20 protein-coding genes and 1 pseudogene are annotated in these 22483 nt (G+C 64.4%); 12 read left to right on the forward strand and 9 right to left on the reverse strand.

Annotated features, from left to right (window positions below; translation table 11 throughout):
* Nucleotides 1–71: 71 nt before the first annotated feature.
* The 4 genes from ACTNFK_RS10460 to ACTNFK_RS10475 are packed head-to-tail and all read right to left on the reverse strand — an operon-like array spanning nucleotide 72 to nucleotide 3925.
* Nucleotides 72–1262 (reverse strand): CaiB/BaiF CoA transferase family protein, encoded by a 1191-nt coding sequence (locus ACTNFK_RS10460; protein WP_435936762.1) that lies wholly within the window; start codon nucleotides 1260–1262, stop codon nucleotides 72–74.
* Nucleotides 1255–2007 (reverse strand): gamma-glutamyl-gamma-aminobutyrate hydrolase family protein, encoded by a 753-nt coding sequence (locus ACTNFK_RS10465; RefSeq protein WP_435936763.1) that lies wholly within the window; start codon nucleotides 2005–2007, stop codon nucleotides 1255–1257. The genes ACTNFK_RS10460 and ACTNFK_RS10465 overlap by 8 nt, the downstream gene beginning before the upstream one ends.
* The gene (locus ACTNFK_RS10470; protein WP_435936764.1) at nucleotides 2004–2687 is read right to left on the reverse strand and encodes a substrate-binding periplasmic protein; all 684 of its coding nucleotides are present in this window, start codon (nucleotides 2685–2687) and stop codon (nucleotides 2004–2006) included. Before ACTNFK_RS10470 ends, ACTNFK_RS10465 begins: the two co-directional genes overlap by 4 nt.
* A gap of 26 nt (nucleotides 2688–2713) precedes the next feature.
* Nucleotides 2714–3925, reverse strand: coding sequence for a cytochrome P450 (locus tag ACTNFK_RS10475; protein ID WP_435936766.1), 1212 nt, complete (start codon nucleotides 3923–3925; stop codon nucleotides 2714–2716).
* An 86-nt stretch (nucleotides 3926–4011) separates the two neighbouring features.
* On the opposite strand from ACTNFK_RS10475, the gene ACTNFK_RS10480 reads away from it, so the two are divergent.
* A complete protein-coding gene (locus ACTNFK_RS10480; RefSeq protein WP_435936768.1) occupies nucleotides 4012–4782 on the forward strand; it encodes an enoyl-CoA hydratase/isomerase family protein in 771 nt (256 codons plus the stop codon).
* Between the two features lie 126 nt (nucleotides 4783–4908).
* Here ACTNFK_RS10480 and ACTNFK_RS10485 read toward each other — a convergent pair.
* Nucleotides 4909–5697 (reverse strand): annotated as a pseudogene (locus ACTNFK_RS10485) (isocitrate/isopropylmalate family dehydrogenase).
* Between the two features lie 279 nt (nucleotides 5698–5976).
* Between ACTNFK_RS10485 and ACTNFK_RS10490 the strand changes: the two are divergent.
* The 3 genes from ACTNFK_RS10490 to ACTNFK_RS10500 all read left to right on the forward strand — a co-directional run bounded on the left by ACTNFK_RS10490 (nucleotide 5977) and on the right by ACTNFK_RS10500 (nucleotide 8980).
* Nucleotides 5977–6429 (forward strand): GNAT family N-acetyltransferase, encoded by a 453-nt coding sequence (locus ACTNFK_RS10490; protein ID WP_435936770.1) that lies wholly within the window; start codon nucleotides 5977–5979, stop codon nucleotides 6427–6429.
* Between the two features lie 93 nt (nucleotides 6430–6522).
* Complete coding sequence (gene rarD / locus ACTNFK_RS10495) at nucleotides 6523–7494, forward strand: EamA family transporter RarD (RefSeq protein WP_435936771.1); 972 nt, start codon at nucleotides 6523–6525, stop codon at nucleotides 7492–7494.
* Between the two features lie 40 nt (nucleotides 7495–7534).
* Nucleotides 7535–8980 (forward strand): chromate transporter, encoded by a 1446-nt coding sequence (locus ACTNFK_RS10500; protein ID WP_435936772.1) that lies wholly within the window; start codon nucleotides 7535–7537, stop codon nucleotides 8978–8980.
* A 170-nt stretch (nucleotides 8981–9150) separates the two neighbouring features.
* On the opposite strand, the gene ACTNFK_RS10505 is transcribed toward ACTNFK_RS10500, so the two are convergent.
* Nucleotides 9151–10899 (reverse strand): amidohydrolase, encoded by a 1749-nt coding sequence (locus tag ACTNFK_RS10505; RefSeq protein ID WP_435936773.1) that lies wholly within the window; start codon nucleotides 10897–10899, stop codon nucleotides 9151–9153.
* Nucleotides 10886–11572 carry a TetR/AcrR family transcriptional regulator C-terminal domain-containing protein gene (locus ACTNFK_RS10510; RefSeq protein ID WP_435936774.1) on the reverse strand — a complete coding sequence of 229 codons (687 nt, stop codon included), beginning with the start codon at nucleotides 11570–11572 and terminating at the stop codon, nucleotides 10886–10888. Before ACTNFK_RS10510 ends, ACTNFK_RS10505 begins: the two co-directional genes overlap by 14 nt.
* A gap of 267 nt (nucleotides 11573–11839) precedes the next feature.
* Here ACTNFK_RS10510 and ACTNFK_RS10515 point away from each other — a divergent pair, with 267 nt between their 5' ends.
* The 7 genes from ACTNFK_RS10515 (at nucleotide 11840) to ACTNFK_RS10545 (ending at nucleotide 18599) form a co-directional block, all read left to right on the forward strand.
* The gene (locus tag ACTNFK_RS10515; protein WP_435936775.1) at nucleotides 11840–13135 is read left to right on the forward strand and encodes an ABC transporter ATP-binding protein; all 1296 of its coding nucleotides are present in this window, start codon (nucleotides 11840–11842) and stop codon (nucleotides 13133–13135) included.
* Nucleotides 13132–14127 (forward strand): ABC transporter permease, encoded by a 996-nt coding sequence (locus ACTNFK_RS10520; RefSeq protein ID WP_435936776.1) that lies wholly within the window; start codon nucleotides 13132–13134, stop codon nucleotides 14125–14127. The genes ACTNFK_RS10515 and ACTNFK_RS10520 overlap by 4 nt, the downstream gene beginning before the upstream one ends.
* Nucleotides 14124–15035, forward strand: a complete 912-nt coding sequence (locus ACTNFK_RS10525; protein ID WP_435936777.1) for an ABC transporter permease — start codon at nucleotides 14124–14126, stop codon at nucleotides 15033–15035. The genes ACTNFK_RS10520 and ACTNFK_RS10525 overlap by 4 nt, the downstream gene beginning before the upstream one ends.
* On the forward strand, nucleotides 15028–16140 hold the full coding sequence (locus ACTNFK_RS10530) for an extracellular solute-binding protein (protein WP_435936778.1): 1113 nt from the start codon (nucleotides 15028–15030) through the stop codon (nucleotides 16138–16140). Before ACTNFK_RS10525 ends, ACTNFK_RS10530 begins: the two co-directional genes overlap by 8 nt.
* 304 nt (nucleotides 16141–16444) lie before the next feature.
* Nucleotides 16445–16720, forward strand: coding sequence for a type II toxin-antitoxin system TacA family antitoxin (locus ACTNFK_RS10535; RefSeq protein ID WP_435936779.1), 276 nt, complete (start codon nucleotides 16445–16447; stop codon nucleotides 16718–16720).
* Nucleotides 16721–16869: 149 nt separating this feature from the next.
* Nucleotides 16870–17271, forward strand: coding sequence for a GNAT family N-acetyltransferase (locus tag ACTNFK_RS10540; protein WP_435936780.1), 402 nt, complete (start codon nucleotides 16870–16872; stop codon nucleotides 17269–17271).
* A complete protein-coding gene (locus tag ACTNFK_RS10545; RefSeq protein WP_435936781.1) occupies nucleotides 17268–18599 on the forward strand; it encodes an MFS transporter in 1332 nt (443 codons plus the stop codon). Before ACTNFK_RS10540 ends, ACTNFK_RS10545 begins: the two co-directional genes overlap by 4 nt.
* 759 nt (nucleotides 18600–19358) lie before the next feature.
* Here ACTNFK_RS10545 and ACTNFK_RS10550 read toward each other — a convergent pair.
* Nucleotides 19359–19763, reverse strand: a complete 405-nt coding sequence (locus ACTNFK_RS10550; protein ID WP_435936782.1) for an MmcQ/YjbR family DNA-binding protein — start codon at nucleotides 19761–19763, stop codon at nucleotides 19359–19361.
* 100 nt (nucleotides 19764–19863) lie between these two features.
* Here ACTNFK_RS10550 and ACTNFK_RS10555 point away from each other — a divergent pair, with 100 nt between their 5' ends.
* Complete coding sequence (locus ACTNFK_RS10555; protein ID WP_435936783.1) at nucleotides 19864–20643, forward strand: SDR family NAD(P)-dependent oxidoreductase; 780 nt, start codon at nucleotides 19864–19866, stop codon at nucleotides 20641–20643.
* Nucleotides 20644–20681: 38 nt separating this feature from the next.
* On the opposite strand, the gene ACTNFK_RS10560 is transcribed toward ACTNFK_RS10555, so the two are convergent.
* Nucleotides 20682–22415: an ABC transporter substrate-binding protein gene (locus ACTNFK_RS10560; RefSeq protein WP_435936784.1), complete on the reverse strand. Its 1734-nt coding sequence runs from the start codon at nucleotides 22413–22415 to the stop codon at nucleotides 20682–20684.
* Between the last annotated feature and the right edge of the window lie 68 nt (nucleotides 22416–22483).

Here is a 22483-nt window from a genome sequence, read left to right on the forward strand (position 1 = left end):
TGGAAGCTGAGGAAGAGTGTTAATGATTGTCGTCCTTTCGTGTGCCCGGGGCAGAGCCCATGGGAAGTGTGTTAGTACTCAATCCCGGCGACATCGCGCAGAACCTGCTTGGTATCAACCCCAAGCGCTGGAGCGTCGGCGACCCCCTGAGGAGAGGGCATCCCACTCACCCGGGTGGTGAGGAGGCCGGGATGATCCACGCCCTCAGCGATCAGACCTAACGCCCTCGTGTCCGGGTCAGCGAGCATTTCAGTAACCGTTCGGATCGGTGCCGCGAGCAAGCCGCGCGACTGCAAATGCTCGAGCAGGCCCACCGTAGTAAAGGCGCGGGTCGCTTCGCCGATCCGCTTCTCCAGCGATTCACGCTGTCGCACTCGTCCAGCATTCGTGCTGAGGGCGTAATCTTCGCTGAGTTCGGGCAGGCCGATGGCCTCACAAAACGCCGGCCAAGTGCGATCATTTACCACGCCGGTGATCACATCGCCATCGCTCGTGGGGAAGCCACCATAGGGGACGATCGAAGGATGATGCGAGCCCCATCGCTCCGGGGTCCTACCGTTGATGCTTGCGCCGGCCACCAGGGTCCCAAGCGCACCAATGGCCGTCGCGTAGAGCGAGGTATCGATGTGGCTACCGGTCCCCGACTCCCGCGCACTCAGCACTCCAGCGACAATGCGAGTTGCCGCAGTGAGTCCTGTGGCTATGTCGGTCATTGCTATACCGAAACGAACAGGCTCTCCTTCTCGTGAGCCAGTGACACTCATCAAGCCCGACATAGCTTCCACCACGATCTCAGTACCTGGCAGCGAGGCAAACGGACCCTGCCGCCCAAATCCTGAAATGGCGCAGGTAACGATCCGAGGATTGACATCCCGCAGCGCGTCGTAGTGGAGCCCATATCGCTCGGCCACTCCGGGCCGGAAATTTTCGACCACCACGTCGCTGTGTGCCACCAGGGCCCGAAAGGCATCGAGGTCTTTCGGGTTCCCCAGGTCAAGTGCGACGCTGCGCTTCCCGCGGTTGAGTGCGGAGAAATACGTGCTGAGACCAGCCTCTTCGTCCACAAATGGAGGCCCCCAGGCTCGGGTGTCATCACCGCCATCGGGGCGTTCGATCTTGATAACTTCGGCCCCCAACTCGGAAAGGAGGAGCGTGCAGTACGGGCCGGAAAGGATCCGAGTGAAATCCAGTACTCGGACACCCGCGAGCGGCAACGGGGGTTCGGGAGTCTCGGACTCCATAACGGCAGCGAGATCAGACATCACCCTTGATCCTTTCTGCGTGTGCGGCGACCGCATCAGCGAAAGCGGCAAAGAGGCGCAGCCGCAGGTTACGGTCTGCCTTGTCGTGTTCGGGGTGCCACTGCACCCCGATGATCCACCTATCGTCGACCTCTATTGACTCGATGATGCCGTCATCGGCTCGTCCGGTACACACGACTCCCGCACCCAAACGATCGATCGCCTGGTGATGACCGTTCATGACGGTGAGTTCGTCAACCTCGAGAATTCCGGCGAGCTTGCTTGTCGTGTCGAGACGAACGCGTTCTTCAACGAACACAGTGTCTGGGGTGGCTCCGCGGTGGATGTGCCAGTTCTCGATGTCCGGCACTAATGTTCCGCCCAGTGCGACATTCACGAGCTGCGCACCGCGACAAATCGCGAGAATTGGCGTCTGACGGTCGATTGCCTCACGGATAAGTGCGAGCGCGGCGGCATCAATTTCCGGGTGAACGCCGTAGAGATTTGCGACCGGCTCATGATGACCGTAGGACGTCGGATCGACATCCCCGCCCCCGAGCAGCACGATTCCGCCCGTCGCGAGTTCTAAGAGCTCTCCCATTGCGGGCAACGGCTCTGCGGTATCAACCATTCGATACCCAAGACCCACTGCGGACAACGTCTCATGCACGTTTCTGCCAAACGACCGAGAGAGATCCAGGTAAGGCCTCGCGAGGCTCGTGTCGTTCACCGACCCGAAGACCAAGACCTCAGGAATGGCGCTCATCCTTGCAGCACCAGTTCTGGGTATTCAATCTCCGGCATCCATCGCTGCCAACTGCGCTTAAGATCGCCGTCTGCGATTGCTGAACCGAGCGCCCGGTCCAGTTCACTGAGCAGCTCGTCATTCCCCGGATCCACAGCGATTGCCCACCGGTTTGCAGTCGGCGAGGAAAACGCCACTTTCAGCACCCCATCTCGACAAATCGGATGCAAGACGACCTCGTCGTCCACTACCGCGTCGACCGCTCCACTTGTCAACTCTCTCACCAAGTCGCCGAGTACGTCGTCGCCCTCCGCAGCGAATGGAATGACTTCGGCACCCACAAAGGTGTGTGCGAGCTTGAGGTTGGTAGATCCATCGATCGCGAGGACCTTCTTCCCTACCAGGTCGTTGGGACCTGAGATGCTGCTACCAGCGAGTGTGAGAACCGCCTCGTCGAAAACCGCATAGGGCCGGGTGAAGCTCACGAGCCGCTGACGCTCAGGCGTGATGCCCTGTCCACAGAGAATCGCATCCGCCTGACCGGCAAGGAGATCCGGGATCATCCGACTCCAGGGACGAAATTCCCACCGCACCTCACGACCCAAGCGGGTCGCGACCGCCTCGGCAACATCCACTTCGTAGCCTTCACGGGGGGATCCAGGCTCAGCCTTTGTAAAGAGGGGGGCTGAAGGGAGATCCACGCAAAGCAGTCTCAGCGGTGTGCCGTTCACTGGTCGCCCCGAGCACGAAACCGGATGGGGAGGGAAGTCGGCCCGGTATTCCCCGTTTCTGGGAGCCATTCGGCCCCCGGAGTAAGGGTCACGTCCGTAATCCGTCGCGTCAAGATCGTCAGCGCCTCAGCCATGTCAGCTCGAGCAAGGTAGTGTCCGAGGCACTGATGAATGCCGCCTCCGAAACCGAAGTGCGATTGACTCTCCCCAGCGATGTTAAAGGTTGTTCGGGATCCCGCGTGCGGGTCCGTACCGGCCGATTCTGTGATGAGGTGGATCGTGGTGCCCTTCTCGATCTGTGCGCCTTCGAACTCGAAGTCCTCAATCGCCTCACGCGTGACCCAGGTGACCGTCGGTGCGACCCTCATCGCTTCCTCAACCGCGGGCCGGGCGAGGGATGAGTCTCGTCCAAGAAGCTCCCATTGGTCAGAGTGTTTGACCAACATGTAGATGGCAAGTCCGAGCTGGTTGCGTGTCGTATCCATCCCAGCAAAGACTGCGTTGACGACCGCGGTGCGCAACTCGAGCTCACTCAGGGCCTGCCGTTCGTCAGCAGCCTCGACCAGCTTGGTGACGAAGTCATCCTGCGGGTTGGCGCGACGGCTCGCAATGACAGCATCTGCGTAGGCATTCAACTCGGCCATCGCCTGCTCAATGTTGGGGAGTTCTTCTTTAATCGTGACGCCCAGCGCCAAACCGATAGTGGAAGACCAGTCGGCAATCGTCTTCCATTCCACCTCGGGGAGGTCGAGCAAAATGCAAATGATTCGTGCAGCGTAGGGCTCGGTGAATTCAGCGACAATGTCGCATTCCCCGCGCTCGATGAAGCCATCAATCAGTTCTTCCGCGATCTGCTCAAAGCGAGGCTTGAGGCTCTCAACGACCTTCGGGGTGAAGGCCGGATTGTGCACGCGACGCAGCCGGGCGTGATCTGCGCCTTCGTAATTGATGAGCGTGGATCCCCAGAAATCGTAGAAGAGCCCAGAATGAACACCGTTGTGATCTGGCCATGCCCAGCTCCCCTGGCGCAGTCGCTTATCCTTCAGCATCTTGTTCGCCTCCGCTTGACGCAACACGGCAATGCCATAGGGCGTCTTCGCGTACCAACTCTTATCTCGCGCCGCTCTCGCCTCAGGCGATTGCAGGGAGAAGTTCGGGTCTTTCATGTCGAGAAACGGAACTTCGGGTTCGGCTGTTTGTGTGCTCATGCGGCTTCCTTGCTCACTTGGCTCTAATCGAGTTTCACATTAACGTATAGTCTTAATGTATTAGTGTCAAGGAGGACAGGAACACCATGACTCTCGCTTCAACGAAGTTTCATCAAAACGGTCGAACCGCAGCCATTTCTCTCGATCGCGTCCAAGGCCACAATGCGCTCTCCGGGGACCTGTGCGACGCCGTCGCCCACGAGCTCGAGGAGGCGGTCGCACAAGGCTCACGAGCCGTGGTGCTGCATTCAACTGCTGTGCACTTCAGCGTCGGCGCGGACCTGCGGGAACGCCAAGGGCTCGACAAGGCTGGCTTGCTGCGTGCGCGCGAACGTTCAGCTGCCCTTACTCATGCACTCGTCACTTGCCCAGTTCCCGTGATTGCTGCGGTGCACGGTTTCACGATTGGTGGTGGGCTTGAACTCGCGCTCGCTGCCGACATCATCATCGCCGAGGAATCGGCGATACTGTCGCTACCGGAGGCTGGAATCGGGATTGTGCCCGGCGGCGGCGGGACGCAACTGCTTGCCCGCAGGGTCGGTTGGGGAGCCGCAAACCTCATGGTCTACACAGGCCGCAGGATCGAGGCCGACATCGCGGAACGCATGCACTTGGTCGACGAGGTAGTCGCAGTGGGCGAAGGATTGCGCGCGGCCCTCGAATTAGCCAATGAGATTGCCAGCAAGAACCCGCAGAGTGTTCGCCTCATCAAGGAGGTCACGCTCCTAGGTGCCGGCCATTCAGTGGACGAGGCGCTCAGGATAGAAGACCGTGCGTGGCGGGTGGCCGCGATGTCCGAGGACTACCAGCAAGGCCTCGCCTCTTTCGCAGGGAAAACCACGCCACCCTGGGCCTAAGCCCTCGGACAGAAGACAGGGGGCGAGTGCCGAAGCACCCGCCCCCCCTCGCGATCCGCGGATCCACCCCAAGCAGGCTGACGCAGGAGCGTCACCACGCCTGGAAGCGAGAGCAATGCTTTCGCACTAAGCGAAACGTGATTGCAGGTTCTTGTCGATGGTCTCGAGGAACACCTCGGTGGTCTGGTAGCCCTGCTCGGGGCCGACCAGCATCGCGAGATCCTTGGTCATCGCACCCGACTCGACGGTCTTGATCACGACGTCTTCCAGGGTCAGCGCGAAGTCGATGAGCTCCTGGTTACTGTCGAGCTTGCCACGGTGCGCGAGCCCGCGAGTCCACGCGAAGATCGACGCGATCGGATTGGTCGAGGTGGGCTTGCCCTGCTTGTGCTGGCGGTAGTGACGGGTCACTGTGCCGTGTGCGGCCTCAGGCTCCGCAACCTTGCCGTCTGGCGTGGCCAGCACGGAGGTCATGAGTCCGAGCGACCCAAAGCCCTGCGCCACCGTGTCAGACTGCACGTCGCCGTCGTAGGCCTTCAGGATGGCGTTCTTCGTCGACAGTTAGACGGGGTAGTTGCGCGACAGCCCGTAGTTCGGCGAGACGTACGCGAAGGCGTGACAGCCGATGATGATCGGCTCGCGGAAGATCACGCCGCCGAGAATGTTGCGGATCGTGCCGTTCCGGCTCCGCCACATCTTCTTCAGGCCGAACTCCTCGACGCGGGCCTCGTCGGGGGTAATGGTCGCGCACTTCACGCCAACGCCGTGCTTCTGAATGGCGTGCGCCGCATCGATCGTGATCTGGTCGTCCGTGTCATCCCGGTGCTGAATCCCGAGGTCGGTGTACTCGAGCGTCAGGTCGAGGTAGGGGTGGATCAGGCGGTCCTTAATGAACTGGCAAATAATTCGTGTCATCTCGTCACCGTCGAGCTCGACGACGATGCCTTCTACCTTGATCTTCTACATCGCTTCTCCGTAATCTGTGCGATGGAGCCTGGTGGGCGGGGCGGCGAGCATGGTGAGCTCAGTCGAGAGGACGCGAAGCGCCTCCGCCGTACCAGCCCCCGGAAAGGGCCGCGATGCGCCCAAAGCGGTCATCCCAAGCTTCTGAGGTATCTCGACGTCGAGATACCTCGATCCACAATGGTGGATCACCACACTTGCGCTCGCGGCGATGCACGCTAGCCTGAAAGCATGAGCCACCTCAGACTCGAAGAACTGTCCGCCTCCACGATCGTGCACGTCAACAGCCTTGGGCTGAAGCCAGGCCAAGAGCAGTTTGTGAGCCCCGTGTCGTACGCGGCGGCCGCGGCTGTGACCCCCGTACACACCGCCTGGCAGCGCGTGGTGCTCGACGATGATCGGGTCGTCGGATTCATTCACGGCAACTTTGACCCCGACGCTTTGCAGGAGGAGTTCAAGGCGGCGCTGTGGCGCATCAACGTCGACGCTGACGCGCAGGGCAAGGGCGTGGGTAGGTTCGCGGTCGAGGCCCTCATCGAGGAGGCGCGCCGTCGCGGAGTCGAGCGCCTCACCGTGCTGTGGGAACGGGGCGAGGATGGCCCTGAGGAATTCTTCCTCCGGATCGGCTTCAAGCCCGTGGGCGAGACCGAGTATGGCGAGGTTATCGGCGCGATCGACCTCTAGCGCAAAGCTCTCGAAGCCTCCGGTCCACGCGTTGGGGCCGGAGGCATTGTCGCGCCTTTTGCTTGCCACGTATCACCCGCATGAAAGCTGAACGTGAACACCACCCAGAACCACCGCGACGGCGCTCCTGTTGTGGCCGGCACCACAGGCATCGTGGTATCGGTTGCGTCTTCGCTGACCTTCTCGGTGCTGTATTTCCTCACCCCGCTTCTGGCGCCGCTTCCCGCTGAGGCAATCTGGGCCATGCGCTCGTTGATCGCGGTGCCCATTATTACTGGGGTGCTGTGGTTCACTCGCGGCTGGTGGCAGACTGTTGAAATTGGGAGGCGAATCAGGCGCGAGCCCTGGCTACTGCCCGGCATCATGCTCGCTGGGGGGCTACTCGCGCTTCAGGTGTGGATTTTCGGCTGGGCCCCGCTCAACGGCAGCGCCATGCAGGTGGCCCTCGGGTACTTTCTGCTGCCGCTCGTCTTGGTGCTCGTGGGCCGCTTTCTCTACGGCGACCGCATGGTCTGGTGGCAGTGGATCGCCGCGGCTGTCGCCGCGACCGGCGTCGTGTTTGAGATCGTGCGGGTTGGCGGCATCTCATGGGAGACGCTCGTCGTGGCGCTCGGCTACCCCGTCTATTTCGTGCTGAGACGTGGGCTAAAGTTCAGCAGCGTCGGCGGGATCTGGTGGGAACTCGTCGCGATGGCACCGCTCGCCTTGGTGGTGTTGGTACTCGAGTTGTCGACCGGTTCTGCGGCGAGCGTGAATCCGATGCTGTGGTGGGCGGCGCCCATTTTCGGCGTGGTGGCCGGGTTCGCACAGTTGTTTTATCTGCTGGCATCTCGTCTGCTTTCCATGAGCATCTTTGGGCTGCTGAGCTACCTCGAGCCGGCCCTGCTCGTGGTCGCGGCGGTGCTGATCGGCGAGCGGATCGCGCCGGGCGAGTGGTTCACCTACGGCGCGATCTGGACGGCTGTGCTGATTCTCGTGGTCGGCGGGGTCGTCGGGCTGGCGCGGTCGAAGCGGCGCCGCCCGGGCGAACCGCCGCCGACCACGCAGCCGATTCCCCTCGCGTGAGCACCCCGAAGCGTCACCCGGGCCTGGTACCGTGCGAGGTGTGCGTGAGGATCCACCCGTAAACACACCGGCGACCGCAACTGGCCCGGCGCCGCGCGGCAGTGTCGGCGAGGTGTTTCGCGCGTTCCTGAAGCTCGGCCTCACCTCCTTCGGCGGCCCGATCGCACACCTCGGGTTCTTTCGCGACGAACTGGTCACCCGCCGCAGGTGGGTGCGCGAGAGCGAATACGCGGATCTCGTCGCGCTCGGCCAGTTCCTCCCCGGGCCCGCGTCGAGTCAGGTGGGGTTCGCGCTGGGTCTGTTTCGCGCGGGGCCGCTCGGCGCACTTGCCGCGTGGATCGCCTTCACCCTGCCGTCGGCGATCCTGCTCGTGGCGTTCGCCTACGGGGCCACGCTCTTTGACAACGCGATCGGCGCGGGGGTGCTCGCCGGACTGAAGGTCGTCGCGGTCGCGATCGTCGCCCAGGCGGTGTGGGGCATGGCCCGCACGCTGACGCCGGACGCGCGTCGGGCATCGATCGCGGTGGTCGCCGCGATTCTTGTGCTGTTCGTCGCCGGCCCGGTGGGGCAGGTCGGCGCGATCGCGCTCGGCGCCCTGGCCGGATACCTGCTGTGTCGCGACGCTCCGGCGGGTCTCCCGACCAGTGCTCCCGCCCGAAAGCCGGCCAGCCCAACCGCTGCGGAACCCGCTGAGGCAGAAGACAGCCTCGCCACCGGCTCACCCAGCGCCGCCAACGCCAGCTCCAACACCACCACCCTGCGCATTCCGGTCTCGCGCCGCGCCGGCATCGTCGCTCTCAGCCTTTTCGCTGCGCTACTCGTCGCGCTCCCGGTCGCCGCGGCCGCACTCGGCACCCCGCCAAGCACCAGCACCGCCAACCCTGCCGGCAGCAGCACCGCCAACCCTGCCGTCAACACCGCCGGCAGCACCGCGATCCACGTGGCCGACTCCTTCTATCGGGCGGGCGCGCTCGTGTCCGGCGGTGGGCACGTCGTGCTCCCCCTTCTGCAGTCCGAGGTCGTGACCGGAAACCCCGTCGGCTGGGTCACCCCCGACGCGTTCCTCGCGGGCTACGGCGCGGCGCAGGCCGTGCCGGGTCCACTGTTTACGTTTGCCGCGTACCTCGGTGCGCTCGCCGAGCCCGGCCCCGCGGGCCTCGTGACGGCCGCGATCGCGCTGGTCGCGGTGTTTCTGCCGGGGCTGCTGCTGCTCGTCGGGGTGCTCCCCTTCTGGAATAACTTCCGCACGAAGCGCCCCGCCCAGGCGATCATGCGCGGCGCGAACGCGGCGGTGGTCGGCATCCTCGCGGCGGCGCTCTACGACCCGGTTTTCGTCACCGCAATAGTGGATCCCGCGACCTTCGCCCTCGCCCTCGTGTGCTTCGCGCTGCTGGTGTCGTGGCGCACTCCCCCGTGGGTGGTCGTGCTCGTGGGTGCTGCCGGCGGGGCGCTCCTCGCGCTCCTCGCACTCCTCACGAATTCCTGACTCCTTCCGCGTCCGGGGTCGCGTTTCCCGGTGCCTTATTCACACCAGGGTGCCCAATTTGCGCAAATAACGCACCTTGAACCAAACAAGGCACCGGGGGTGCGCGGCGCCGGGGGTGCGCGGCGCCGGGGCGGCGGGGCCGCGCGGGGCGGGGGTGCGGCTGGCGCGGATCACTCCGCCTCGTACACGACCTCTCCGGCAAGCACGGTGACCCGATTGCGGGTGAGGTGGATCTCGGCTGCGTCTGCCGCGAACGGGTCGCGATCCGCCACCGCCACATCACACACCTCGCCGACCGCGATGCGCCCGCCCGGCATGCCGAGCAGTTCGTGCGACCCCCGCGTGTACGCGGTGAGGATCGACGACAGCGTCAGCGCCTCGTCGGGCAGCAGCGGATCAAACTCCGTGATCCCGGGCTCGCGGCGCGTCACGGCCACGTGCATCGCCTGCCACGGGTCGGGGCTTGAGACGGGCCAGTCGGAGCCACAGGCAAGCGCGGCCCCCGCGCGCTCGAGCGACGCGAACTGGTACTGCCACCCGGCCCGCTCCGCGCCCATGAGGGGCATCGTGAGGGTGAGCATCTGCGCGTCGAGGCACGCCCACAGCGCCTGCAGGTTGGCGGTCACGCCAAGCTCTGCGAAGCGAGGCAGGTCTTCGGGATTGATGATCTGCAGGTGAGCGATGTGGTTGCGCACGCGGGCACGATCCGCCTCGGGAACCGCGGCCACCGCGTCGAGCGCGTATCGCACCGCACGGTCGCCAATGGCGTGGAGGTGCGCGGCGAAGCCGCGGGCGTTGAGCAGCGGCACGAGCTCGAGCAGTTGCTCGCGGCTGAAGTAGGCGAGGCCCGATCCACCGGTGCAGGAGCACTCGGCGACGTAGGGCTCCTCCATCGCGGCGGTCTCGTTCTCGGGCACCCCGTCGACCATGATCTTCGCGGTGTCGAGCCGCAGCCCCTCGCGCTCGTACTGCGCGCGCCGACGCTCGAGGTCGGCAACGAAGCCTGCGATCGAGAGCCCGTCGAAGTCGCGCGAGACCCAGAGTGCCCCGCTCGCCCGCCCGCGCAGCTCGCCCGCGTCGAGGAGCGAGCGGTAGATCGGGGTGAAGTCGGAGTACCCCGCGTAGCTTCCGAGGATCGCCTCCTGCCAGCCGGTGATGCCGTAGCGGAACATCACCTGTTCCCCGGCAAGCAGCCCGGCCCGCATCTCGGCATCGGTCGTTTCCGGAATCACCGCGGCGATGAGCTCTGCGGCCCCCTCCTGCAGCGTGCCCGCGGGTGCACCCGAGGCGTCGCGCTCGATGCGCCCGTCGCTGGGGTCGGGGGTGTCGGCGGTGACCCCGGCGAGCTCGAGCGCGCGCGTGTTCGCCCACGCCCCGTGGTGGTCGGCGTTAATGAGGTAGGCCGGGCGGTCGGGCACCACGCGGTCGAGGTCTTCGCGCAGCGGCGTGCCCCCCGAGAACTGCGGCATGCGCCACCCGCCGCCCAAGATCCATGGCAGCTCGGGGTTCGCCGCCGCGTACCGCGCGATCTCGGCGTATACCTCCTCGGCGCTCGTGCACGCCGTCAGGTCGCAGCGCAGCGACTCGATGCCGCCGATGGTGGTGTGCACGTGCGCGTCGACGAAGCTCGGGGTAACGAGCCCCCCGCGGGCGTCGATGACCCGGCTGGCCGCGAAGCGATCCACAATTTCGTCGCCACCGAGCGCCACGATGCGCCCACCCGCTGCGGCGAGCGCGGTGTGCGGCAGCACCTCGCCGTCGCTGAAGATGCGGGCCGAGTGGATCACGAGATCGGCCGGGGCGCGCTCGCCCGGGGTCGCGGCAGGCGGCGCGGTAGTTCGCGCGGCAGTCGGCCCGGCCGGGGTGGTGTCGCTCGCGGCGGCAGGTGCGTGGGCGTGGGACGGGTCAGGGGTGCTCATGGTGCGGTCCTTTCGATTCGTCAACCTCGTGCCGGAACATTTCGATGTGCCGGCCGAGCAGGTTCATGAAGGTGTGTTCGACGTCGCTGGCCTGGTCGGTGCGATCCCGGGTGACCTCGGCGAGCAGCGGGGCACCCTGCGCGGCAACCACCGCGGGGTCCAACATGAGGTCCTCCGCGTTCCACTCGTAGGCGAAGCCGAGCGCCAGGTGTTCGAGCCCGAGCAGCGCCTCGAATGCCCGCGGCAACTCCCAGCCTTGACCCACCAGCGTCTGCAGAAACGTCTCATACATGATGAGGGTGTCGCGGTCGCGCACCGGGGTCATACTCAGCACCTGAATGGTGTTGGGGTGCCCCGAAAAGGCCCGGTAGTAGGCGATGCCAAAGCTGCGGATCGCGTCGTCCCAGCGCATCCCTTGAATCGCCGGGTTGTGGATCTCGCGCACCACGAGTGCGCGGACGAGGTCGACGATGCCCTTCTGCCCGTCGACGTGGTGGTAGAGCGATGGCGAGCGCACGCCGAGGCGGTGCGCGAGCAACTTCATGGTGCAGGCGGGCCAGCCGAGCTCGTCGATAATCGCGAGCGCCTCGCGGGCGATGGTGTCTTCTGTGAGCGCGGGGCGCGTCGGACGTCCGGGCCTACGGGGTGGATCCACCACCGGCATCTCAGCCATCGTTCACCTCCCATCGCATCGTCGCGTGTGGTTGTTGCTTAAAGATTTCAAGTTGGTAACCAAGCGGAAAAGCTGGCATGGCGACCCTTGCGCTCCTTATCTAACCGCATTAGGTTTATCGATCACAAGGGTCCGCACCGAAGCGGGCCACAACCACACAGGCTCGCGGCAACGCGGGCCACAACCACACAGGCTCGCGGCAACGCGGGCCACAGCCACACAGGCTCGCACCGATGCGGGCTCGGGTTTTCAGGAAGCAGGCGATTTATGACCACGCCCATCCCGACAATCAGCGGGCACGACCGCGTCAATCCCACCGATTCCCCTTCGCGCGAACTCACGATCTCGCACGCACGCAAGACCTTCATCACCCCCGAGAAGACGCACGTCAACGCGATCGACGACGTGTCGTTCACCATCAAACAGGGCGAATTCTTCGTGATGCTCGGCCCGTCGGGGTGTGGCAAGACCACCCTGCTGCGCTCGATCGCTGGCCTTGACACCCTCGACGGCGGCGAGATCCACCTGGGAAATCAGCGCATCGACCAGCTTGCCCCGCACGCCAGGCCGGTCAACACGGTCTTCCAGTCGTACGCGCTCTTCCCGCACCTGACGATCTCGCAGAACATCGCGTTCGGCCTCGAGATGGAGGGCCGCAAGAAGGCGGAGGTCGATGCCCGCGTGACCGAGATGCTCGAGCTCGTGCAGCTGTCGGAGATGGCGAACCGCAAGCCGGCGCAACTCTCGGGCGGTCAGCAGCAGCGCGTCGCCCTGGCCCGGGCCCTCGCGAAGCAGCCGCAGGTGTTGCTGCTCGACGAGCCGCTCGCCGCGCTCGATCTCAAGCTGCGCCGCGGCATGCAGTCCGAGCTGAAGCGCCTGCAGCGCACCACCGGCATCACCTTCGTCTTCGTCACGCACGATCAGGAGGAGGCGCTGAGCATGGGCGACCGCATCGCGGTCTTCAACCAGGGCCGCCCCGAGCAGATCGGCACCCCCGAAGAGATCTACGAGAAGCCGGCGAGCCGCTTCGTGGCCGACTTCATCGGCGAAACCAACTTCGTGACGACCCCCGCGCAGCGCGTGGGCGGCAGCGGGAGTGGCGGGCACGGCAGCGAACATGCCAACGAGAGCGGCAGCGAGAACGGCCGTGAAAACAGCGGCGCGGATCAGCGCCTCGTGGTGACGCTCCCGGGCGGTGATCCGGTGACCCTGCCCAAGGTCGTCGACACCCCGAATGGCGAGGTGACCCTCACCATTCGCCCCGAACGGGTGAGCCTCACCCCGACCGGCGTGCGCTTCGCGTCGGGCCGCATCTCGAAGCTCGTGTACATGGGCACCGACCTGCGCTGCAACGTGATGTTGGCCGACGGCACGGAACTCGCGGTGCGGGTGCCGCCGCCGTTCCCCGCCGAGGTGCAGCCCAATGCCGGGGTGTCGCTCTACGCCGACCCGGTGGCGCTGCGGCCCCTCACCCCCGAGACCGCCGCGGGGCACGGGGCACCCGGCCGAGCCACGGTGCACGCGAAACCCGCGACGCCCGCCACACCGCAGGCCGCGCAATGAGCCTGCACCTCGGCACCGGCACCGCCCCCGAGGCGCCCACCGTGCGCGACGACCGCACGGGCGTAAACCTGGTGCCGCTCGCGACGAAGCGCAAGAAACAGCCGAAGGTGCCCGGCCGCTTCCCGTGGATCGCCGTAATCCCGGCGCTCATCGTGGCCGCGCTCTTCACCATCGGCCCGCTCGTCATCATCGTCATCTTCTCGTTCATGTCTCGCCCGCCCACCGGCGGCGGCATCATCTACGAGTTCACGCTCGAGCCCTACGTCAACTTCCTCTTCCAGTCAGACTTCCTCGGCAACACGGCCTTCGACCCGCGCTACCTGTCGGTGTTCGGCGATTCGCTGTGGCAGGCCGCGGTCACCACGATCGTCTGCCTGATCCTCGCGTTTCCCATTGCCCTGTGGATCGCCACTCGCCCCGAGAAAAAGCAGAACCTGCTGGTGATGCTCATCACGGTGCCCTTCTGGACGAACCTCCTCGTGCGCACCTACGCGTGGATGCTGATCTTGAACGACAACGGCATCGTGAACACCGGGGCCGCCGCGTTCGGCCTCCCGCAGATGGATCTGCTCTACACGCCGATGGCCTCGCAGCTCGGCCTGATCTACACGTTCCTGCCGTTCATGGTGCTGCCGATCTACGCGTCGCTCGCGGGCTTCGACTTCCGCCTCGCCGAGGCCGCGTACGACCTGGGGGCGCGCAAGTCGACGGTGATCCGCCGCATTATCTTGCCGCTCGCGACCCCGGGCATCATCTCGGGCATTCTGCTCGTGTTCATGCCGGCGTTCGGCTCGTACGTGCAGCCCGTGTTGCTGGGCGGCGGGAAGGTGCTGCTGATCGGCAACCTCATCGCGTCGCAGTTTGGCGACTCGCGCAACTGGCCGTTTGGCGCGGCGCTCTCGGTGATCACCCTCGTGCTGCTCATGGTCGCGCTGATCGCGATTGCGTTGTACTCGAGAAAGTCGGGCAAGAAGGTGGAGATCTCACTATGACCGCACCCACCACCAGCAGTGGATCCGCCGAAACGACCGGCGTTCCCGGCGCTGCCGCCGCTGTGCCATCCACCGCGGCAGCCCAGCCTGTGACACAGCCCCGCAAACCCCCGCGCGCGCTGCGGCTGCGCGACTTCCCGGGCATCGCCCCGATCGCGATCTTCGGCGTCGTGTTCCTCTACGTGCCGATTCTCATCACCACGATCTATGCCTTCAACGATGGCGACTCGGCGCTCATCTGGAAGGGCTTCAGCGTGCGCTGGTTCGGCGAGGTGGCGCAGAACGCGAACCTGCTGAGCTCGGTGTGGGTGTCGCTGCAGATCGCGGTGGTCGCGACCATCGTGGCGACGGTCTTTTCGATCCTGTTCGCGCTCTCGGTCGAGCGGCTGCGCGCGAAGGGCAGCGCGATCGCGACCGCGATCCTCACGGCCCCGCTCGTGATTCCCGAGATCGTGCTCGCGGTCGCCACCCTCGGCTTCATTCGAATGATCGGTCTGCCACCCGGAATGACCGCACTCATGCTCGCGCACACCTCGTTCTGTATCCCGTTCGCGCTCATGCCGATCCGCGCCCGCCTGCGCAGCCTCGGCACCACCTATTTCGAGGCGGCGACCGACCTGGGTGCTAACACCTGGCAGATGTTCCGGCGCATCACGCTGCCGCTGCTGGTGCCGGGCATCATCTCGGGCGCGATCCTCGCGTTCGTGATCTCGCTCGACGACTTCATCATCTCGAACTTCCTGTCGGCCTCCGGCGCGACCCCGCTGCCGGTGTTCCTGTTCAGCTTGATCAGGCGCGGCGCGAGCCCCGCGGTGAACGTCATCGCGACGATGCTGCTCGTGCTCGCGATCGTCGTCACCCTCATCACTTTCTGGCAATCACAACGAAGGAGTAAGCAACATGCGTAATACCAAAACGGGGCGCAGGATCGCCTCAGCACTGGCCATCTCGGCCGTGGGCGCGCTCGCCCTCACCTCCTGCGGCGGCGGAGTCTCCGACTCGGGCGGCGGGGAGGCTACCGCGTCGACCGAGTACGTTGAGGCAACGAGCGGCGAGGTGAACCTCTACACGTGGAGCGACTACTTCCCCGACGAGCTCGTGAAGAAGTTCACCGACGAGACGGGAATCAAGCTCAACGTAGACTTCTTCGACTCGAACGAGAGCCTGGAGGCGAAGCTGCGCGCGTCTGACGGTGCCGGCTACGACGTGGTCGTGCCGAGCGACTACATGGTCGAGATCCTCGCGAACGACGGCATGCTGCTCGAATTCGACTCGCAGAGCCTGCCCAATGGCGGCAACATCAAAGACGACTTCATGGATGTCTACTTCGACGAGGGTCGCAAGTACACGACCCCGTATCTCTATGGCACCACGTCGTTCATGTACGACACCGCGGTGATCACCGAAGAGCTCGACTCGTGGGCCGACTACTTCAACCCGCCCGCCTCGGCCGGCAACGTCGGCACCATGAACGATCAGACCGAGGTCGTGAACTCGGCATTGCGCGTGACCGGCGGTGAGTTCTGCACCACCGACGGCGCCGAGCTGCAGGCCGCACAGGATCTGCTCATGCAGTTCAAGCCGCGCGTCGACACCATCAACAGCGACGGCATCTTGGAGCGTCTCGCGAACGGCGAGCAGTCGATGGCAATGATCTGGAACGGTGCCGGTCACCGCGCCGCACAGGATCGCCCGAGCCTGAAGTTCGTGTACCCGAAGGAGGGCATCGCACTGTGGCAGGATAACTTCGCGATCCCGTCGGGTGCGAAGAATGTGGATCAGGCCAAGACCTTCCTGAACTGGATGCTCGTTCCCGAGAACATGGCCGTCGCGGTCAACTTCCAGGCGTACGCCTCGGGCGTTGAGGGCACCGACGAGCTCATGAGCGACGAGTTGAAGAACAGCTCGGCGATCGTGGTTCCCGAGGGCTACGACGGCGCGAGGCCGGTCACTCCCTGCAACAACGAGGAAATGTCGAACTACACGAAGATCTTCGAGACCTTCAAGGGTTAATTCCTCTGATGAGGTGGCCCCCGCGATTTCCCCAGTGGATCGCGGGGGCCACTGCCATTCCCACCCTCCTTCGCGCCGATCCACCAAGCCCAGTCAAATGCACGATCGCGCAGATTCAATGACACCAGACGCCTCGGACGGCACAAAACCAGCACAATATGCACAATCTTGCAGATTCCAGGCTCCGCGGCTCAGACCCGCGCTTGGCAGCACGAACTCCACCACCGCCGCCGACTTCTCGAAGAATGAAAAGATCACAGACCCACCACAGTCGCGGTACGGAATTTCACCGTACACTGGGTGCATGAGTTCCCCCACGAAAAACGACCGGATTGACCTCCGCGTGTCGGTCGAGCAGAAGGTCGAGATTTCTGAGGCCGCGGACCTGCTGGGCGTCTCCACGTCTGCATTCATCCAGCAGGCAGCGCTCAGCGCCGCCCGCGAGACGCTGGCGGCGAGCCGCAAAATCACCCTGCGGCGTGAGTCATGGCAGGTGTTCGCTGACGCAATCGACACCCCCGCGCGGGTAGACCCGAAACTCGCCGGCCTGCTTGCCCGTGAGAACGTGTTCGAGGCTTGAGCCGCTTCACACCACCCCGACACCTGTCAGCAGATGATGATCGTTCGAACTTTCGATGCGGCGACGCTTCGATCGATGCCTGGTTCGCGCGTCACGCTCTCCGCAACCACGTTCTGGGCCATTCGCGAGTGTTCGTGACGGAGTCGGTGATGGTACCGGTACCTGCCACAGATCCACCCAACCACACAACGCCTCAGTCGGGCATCGCTGGCGTCTACGCGCTCTCTATGCACGACGTGGCTCGCGAAGATGCTGGGCGGATCGGCCGCGGCGCCCCTCGTGAGATCCCGGTCGTGCTTATTGGCAAGCTTGCGGTGCACGAGGCGTACCAGGGTCTGGGGCTCGGCGCAGGTCTCTTGCGCGACGCGATCCTGCGCAGCGTCTCGGCCGCCGATGCGGTCGGCGCGGCGGCCATACTTGTACATACGCAAGACCCCAGCGTGGTGCCGTTCTACGAGCAGTACGCATTCGAACGTCTCCCCGGAGATCACGCGAGCCTCCTGCTCCCCATGTCCGTCGCTCGCGCGACCGTCGAGGCGGCCAGCCTATGACCGCAATGTTTCGCTCATTCGCGTCGTTCAATTACCGCGTGTGGTTCATCGGCGCGCTCGTCTCGAATGTGGGCACCTGGATGCAGGCGACCGCGCTGAACTGGGTCGTGCTCACCGAGGTCACCGACTACGATGCCACCGCCGTCGGAATCACCATGGCCCTGCAGTTCGCCCCGCCGCTGCTGCTCGTGCCGATCACAGGGTGGGTGACCGACCGCTTCGATCGCCGCCACGTGCTGTACGTCACGCAGTTGGCGTTCACGCTGCTCGCGGTACTGCTCGGCTTGCTGCTGCTCAGCGGGCAGGCACAGCTCTGGCACCTGTACCTTTTGGCGTTTCTGTTCGGCGTGGTGATGGCGTTCGACAACCCTGCGCGGCAGACCATCGTGACCGACATCGTGTCGCTGCAAAACGCGTCGAACGCGGTCGCCCTGAACTCGGCGGCGTTCAACACCGCGCGGCTCATCGGCCCGGCGGTGGCCGGCTTCACCATTGTGGCGGTCGGCTCCGGCTGGGTATTTCTCGCCAACGCGGCCACGTTCATCATCATGCTGATCATGATCAAGCTGCTCCGGGTGGATCAGCTTCCCGCCCGCGTGCGCAGCACCCAGAAGCGGAATCTGCTCGAGGGGTTTCGCTACGTCTCGAAGCGCCGCGACCTGCTCGTCGTGTTCGGCATCGTCTTTCTGATGGGCGCGTTCGGCATGAACTTCCCGATCATCGCCTCGACCATGGCGGTGGAGTTCGGCAAGGACGCCGACGGCTTCGGCCTGCTCTCCTCGATCCTCGCGATCGGGTCGCTCACCGGCGCGCTGCTGGCGGCCAGGCGCGACCGCGCGCGCATCAGCGTCGTGATTGGCGCGTCGGGGTTCTTCGCGGTCGCGAGCATCATCTCGGCGTTCATGCCGAGCTACTGGTTGTATGCCGCAAGCCTCATGCTGACCGGGTTCGCGGTGGTCACGCTGCTCACCACGGCGAACGCGGTGGTGCAGACCACGACCGATCCCGCGCTGCGCGGCCGTGTGATGGCTCTCTACATGGCAATTCTGATGGGTGGCACCCCGATCGGCGCGCCGATCATCGGGTGGGTGGCCGACGCGATGGGCCCGCGCTGGGCGATCGGCGTGGGAGCGATCGCCGCTCTGATTGGCTGCATCGGCGGCCTGGTCTGGTTGGTGACGTCGGGGCGGATCCACCGTGGTGAATCGAGGTGGCGGCTCACCCTCGACCGCACCCAGTCGATTACGGTCGTGCACCCCGAGGAATTCTCGGACGAGATCGCGTCGACAACCCCGATCTCCCTCTCCCCCGATGAGAAGAAGCGCTGAACTACTGACGAGTTTCTTTTCTCCGACGACGCGCAGCAACGGGGATTAGTATATGAGTCATGAACGGCTCGATCCTCAATCAGGTAGTTCGGCCAAGTAGGCTGGATCTGGACAGTCGCGCCTCCGTCGGCAGTGACGGCCTTACAGACGCCGAACGAGAAAAACTCGCCAAACTCTACGACGCAAAGACCACTCCAACAGACGACGATCATCTGAAGTTCTCGCGATGGCGATCACAGCAGAGTGAGGCTTGAATGGCAAGAAGCAGACCGTGAAACTCGTGGGGAGCTTCAGCAGTTTGCTTGTGCCTATCCATCCAAGGTAAGCAGATTTCGCTCACGACCTCACACCCACCCACGCAAGTGGCAAGTGGAGGTTCAGAGTTACATTCGGAACTTGAAGTACCCGGTTCCCATTCCTGATCACGTTCTCGTGGGTCGCTCACTAGGGAAAATCGCGGTGGTGGTGATCTACGAAACTGCGACTGGAGCAGATATGGGTTCGCCGCATTTCATAAAAGCCCTTGCCCGTTCAAACGACTTCCACGGCACTGATGTCGCGGATCAAGCGATGCGAGAACTTCTGAAAGTGCTGCGTGAGCATGACGCTGCGTCGGGGCTCCAACGCGGCGTTTTCGCAAAAGTTCATGTTGACAATAGATCCGGCAAGGCTCTCATGCGGAGGCACCATTTCGGTCAATTCGGAAGGGACGGCTCATATTCTTTGTGGGGCAGAGCCTAGTCCCGCTGAGGCGCCGGCTTACTCCTCGCGGGTGAGGCGATCCATCTTGTGGATCTCGCGAAGTTCTGCCTGCAACTTCTTCGTGAGCGAGGCAAACACCAGGGCATACGACTCTTCGATGAGTTCGGCCAGGTGCTCGCGGCCGAGCGAGGACGCCTCGAGGCGCACCGAGTTCCAGTGTTTCTTGTTGACGTGGTAGCCGGGTACGACCTCGGGAAACTCCTGCCGCAGCGCCTCGTTGTCGAGCGGATTACCCTTCAGCGTGAGGAGCAGCTCGCCGCTGCCCACCCCGAAGATGCCGAAGATTTTGCCCGCGACGGTGAGCACGAAAGTCTCCCACTCGGGCTTCTCCGCGGCCTCGGCCCCGGGCCACGCGGCGACCAGCTCGGTCAGCCACGCCTCGTCGATGATGTGATCACTCATTGCCGCTCCGCTCTCGCATCTGTCTCGCATCTGTCTCGCATCCTATTTCCGTCATTCACCCGACGCGGGAGGCGCGACAACATGATGGACTAGATAAATCATGACAGACACCTCTTTCTCCCTCCCTCACCGCGTCATCGTCACCGGCGCACAGTCAGGCATTGGCCGTGCGGTCTCGCACGCGGTCCGCAACGCGGGCGGTACCGTGCTCGGCCTCGATCTGCACGCCCCTGCCGCACCAGTCGATTCTGCCGCACCATTCGATGCTGCCACGGAGGGCGACGCGGGCCCCGGCCGACTCATCACTCGAGCTGTCGATGTGACCGATGCCACCGCGCTTGCGCATGTGTTTGCTCGCTCAGAAGACGACCTCGGCGGCCCGCCGGATGCGGTGATCCATAGCGCAGGCATTTACCGGCAGGCCCCGGTCGGCGACATGTCGCTCGATGAGTGGGAGCACAGCATGCGCACCAACAGCACCAGTTCGTTCCTCGTGGCGCGTGAGGCCAGCCGCATCATGACCAATGGGTCGCTCGTGTTGCTCACGTCCATCGCCTACGCCCGGGGTGATTTTTTTGAACCGTGCTCAGCCTACGCCGCGAGCAAGGGCGCGGTGGTCTCGCTCACAACCCAGCTGGCCGCGGAGCTCGGCCCGCGCGGCATCCGCGTGAACGCGGTTGCGCCGGGAGTCATCAACACCCCGATGACGACGATCACGCAGCACGAAGACGCGACGGCTGGCCTCCTGCAGCGGCTCCCGCTCCGACGCCTCGGCGAGGCAAACGAGGTCGCGGCCGCCTGCCTCTTCCTGAGTAGCCCGGCGGCGAGCTACATCACGGGTGTCGTTCTGCCGGTTGACGGCGGTTTTCTCGTTTCGTAGTCAGTGGATCGCGGCCGCGTGCGGGAGCACGTGCGACCTCACCGGGCGCGCTCTGCCGTCGCATCAAACCACGGCGGCAGTGCGAAACTCTGGAGGTTTCCAAAGGGCTCAGGATGCAACAGCACATGCTGCTGGTCTTGAATCTGGTACACGAGATGGGCTTGGCTCAGCGCCGCATCGGAGGTGGTATCGGGGTAGAGCCTGGGCGCATGCCCGGTCTCGCCGAAGTAGTACACACCGTTGACGCCCCGGTACGGCCACCGCCGCAGGTACTGCACGACGGCTTCGACGTTGCGCGAATCCACTGACGACCACGCCGCGGAAAGCATCCGCACCTGGTCGTACACCGCCCCGGCCTGCGACCACCCCGGATCTTCGCCGAACTTCGTTGCATACTGGTGGCGAAAGCGCCGCCCCAATTCGTCGTCGTACGTGCCGGTGGTGGTCGACCAGATCACACCGTTTGCTGCCGCGCCCAACTCCCGCAGGTAGGAGGGGATGGACGGTGAGTAGATGCTGTAGACCAGCGCGGGCAGGGGCGAGTGGGCAAATGCGCGCTGAAACGAGACCAACTCGGTCTCAACATAGTTGGCGATCAGGATCACGTCAGGGCGCAGAACGGCGAGGTTGGCAACAGTGGCCGACCAGTCGGTGTTTCCGACCGGGGTTTCGATGGTGGCGGCGACGGTCCATCCCGCGTCACTCGCGCGCTCCAGGAAGGCTGGGGTCGCCAGATGCATGCTCACTGACTCCATTTCCAGGCACACGATTCGCCGCTCACGCGGAGCCCACAACCGTGCCTCCTCGAGGCGTTTGAGCACCCTGAGCATTCCGGGCCCGTAATAGGTTTCTGAGGCGCAGGTTTGAAACACCATGCCGTACCGCCACGGCTCAAGCTCGGCCCGCAGCACATCAGCTTCGAATGTCGCGGTATGCAGGAATGGCTTGCCGTAGTCGGCGATGACGTCGAGGAACTGTGGATGTTCGGCGCTCACGTAACTCGTGATGATCGCGTCAACGTCGGCCTCGATGACCCGGTCGAGCCCACGTGCGACGCTCTCCCAATCAAAAATCTCGACGGTTTCGATGATCGGTTCGATGCGCCGCCCCCCGATGCCGCCCTGCGCATTGATCTCGTCGATCGCGAGCAACGCACCGTTGAGCGTCTGCGCGGAGTCGGTGCCGAGGCCCCCCGGTTCAATGATTCCCAAGCGAATGGGCACCCGCGCCGCGAGCCCTCCCCTCGCAACAGAGAGGCTGGGATCAAATTGCGCGTGCAGAGCCAGTTCGAGCTCTGCAATTCCGATTCCGCCGGATTCGGGAGTGCCTCCGGGAAACGGAAGGCGCAGCAGCCCGAGGTCGACGGCGACGGCGGCCAATCCACCTCGCGATGTCTGACCAAGCTTCTCGAGCAGTCGCTCCAGCTGACTCGACACGGTACGTGCTGAGGTGCCGAGCCGTTCGGCGATGCCGCCGTTGGTGAGGCCGAGTGCCACCAGCGTCAATACGTCGAGTTCTCGCACGGTGATGCCACGTGGCATCTCGGTCGGCGAGACCAACACACGCACGTGATCGTGGCCGTGGTTGCCCACCCCGCTGCGGTTCTCGCGACTAAACTGCACATCGATCCACTGCTTGTCGTCTCTCCACACAAAGCGGAGTGTCGGGCGACGCAGGTGGAGAAACGCGAGGGCGTAGCGCCAAATCTCGGCGGGAACCTGCCGGGGCAGGTCGCGTTCGGGCGTATCGACGGAGATGGTTCTCTCAAACACCTGGTCTAACACCAAAGCCCACCCTCGCTACGTCGAACTGTGTACTCGCGAACGATCATTCAGGCTCT

Source organism: Leucobacter fengyongliangi (assembly GCF_052386045.1).

Coding starts and splice junctions, on each gene's coding strand:
- ACTNFK_RS10460 (WP_435936762.1), bottom strand. CDS start 1,262: ATGTCTGATCTCGCTGCCGTTATGGAGTCCGAGACTCCCGAACCCCCG.
- ACTNFK_RS10465 (WP_435936763.1), bottom strand. CDS start 2,007: ATGAGCGCCATTCCTGAGGTCTTGGTCTTCGGGTCGGTGAACGACACG.
- ACTNFK_RS10475 (WP_435936766.1), bottom strand. CDS start 3,925: ATGAGCACACAAACAGCCGAACCCGAAGTTCCGTTTCTCGACATGAAA.
- ACTNFK_RS10480 (WP_435936768.1), top strand. CDS start 4,012: ATGACTCTCGCTTCAACGAAGTTTCATCAAAACGGTCGAACCGCAGCC.
- ACTNFK_RS10490 (WP_435936770.1), top strand. CDS start 5,977: ATGAGCCACCTCAGACTCGAAGAACTGTCCGCCTCCACGATCGTGCAC.
- ACTNFK_RS10505 (WP_435936773.1), bottom strand. CDS start 10,899: ATGAGCACCCCTGACCCGTCCCACGCCCACGCACCTGCCGCCGCGAGC.
- ACTNFK_RS10510 (WP_435936774.1), bottom strand. CDS start 11,572: ATGGCTGAGATGCCGGTGGTGGATCCACCCCGTAGGCCCGGACGTCCG.
- ACTNFK_RS10515 (WP_435936775.1), top strand. CDS start 11,840: ATGACCACGCCCATCCCGACAATCAGCGGGCACGACCGCGTCAATCCC.
- ACTNFK_RS10520 (WP_435936776.1), top strand. CDS start 13,132: ATGAGCCTGCACCTCGGCACCGGCACCGCCCCCGAGGCGCCCACCGTG.
- ACTNFK_RS10525 (WP_435936777.1), top strand. CDS start 14,124: ATGACCGCACCCACCACCAGCAGTGGATCCGCCGAAACGACCGGCGTT.
- ACTNFK_RS10530 (WP_435936778.1), top strand. CDS start 15,028: ATGCGTAATACCAAAACGGGGCGCAGGATCGCCTCAGCACTGGCCATC.
- ACTNFK_RS10535 (WP_435936779.1), top strand. CDS start 16,445: ATGAGTTCCCCCACGAAAAACGACCGGATTGACCTCCGCGTGTCGGTC.
- ACTNFK_RS10540 (WP_435936780.1), top strand. CDS start 16,870: ATGGTACCGGTACCTGCCACAGATCCACCCAACCACACAACGCCTCAG.
- ACTNFK_RS10545 (WP_435936781.1), top strand. CDS start 17,268: ATGACCGCAATGTTTCGCTCATTCGCGTCGTTCAATTACCGCGTGTGG.
- ACTNFK_RS10550 (WP_435936782.1), bottom strand. CDS start 19,763: ATGAGTGATCACATCATCGACGAGGCGTGGCTGACCGAGCTGGTCGCC.
- ACTNFK_RS10555 (WP_435936783.1), top strand. CDS start 19,864: ATGACAGACACCTCTTTCTCCCTCCCTCACCGCGTCATCGTCACCGGC.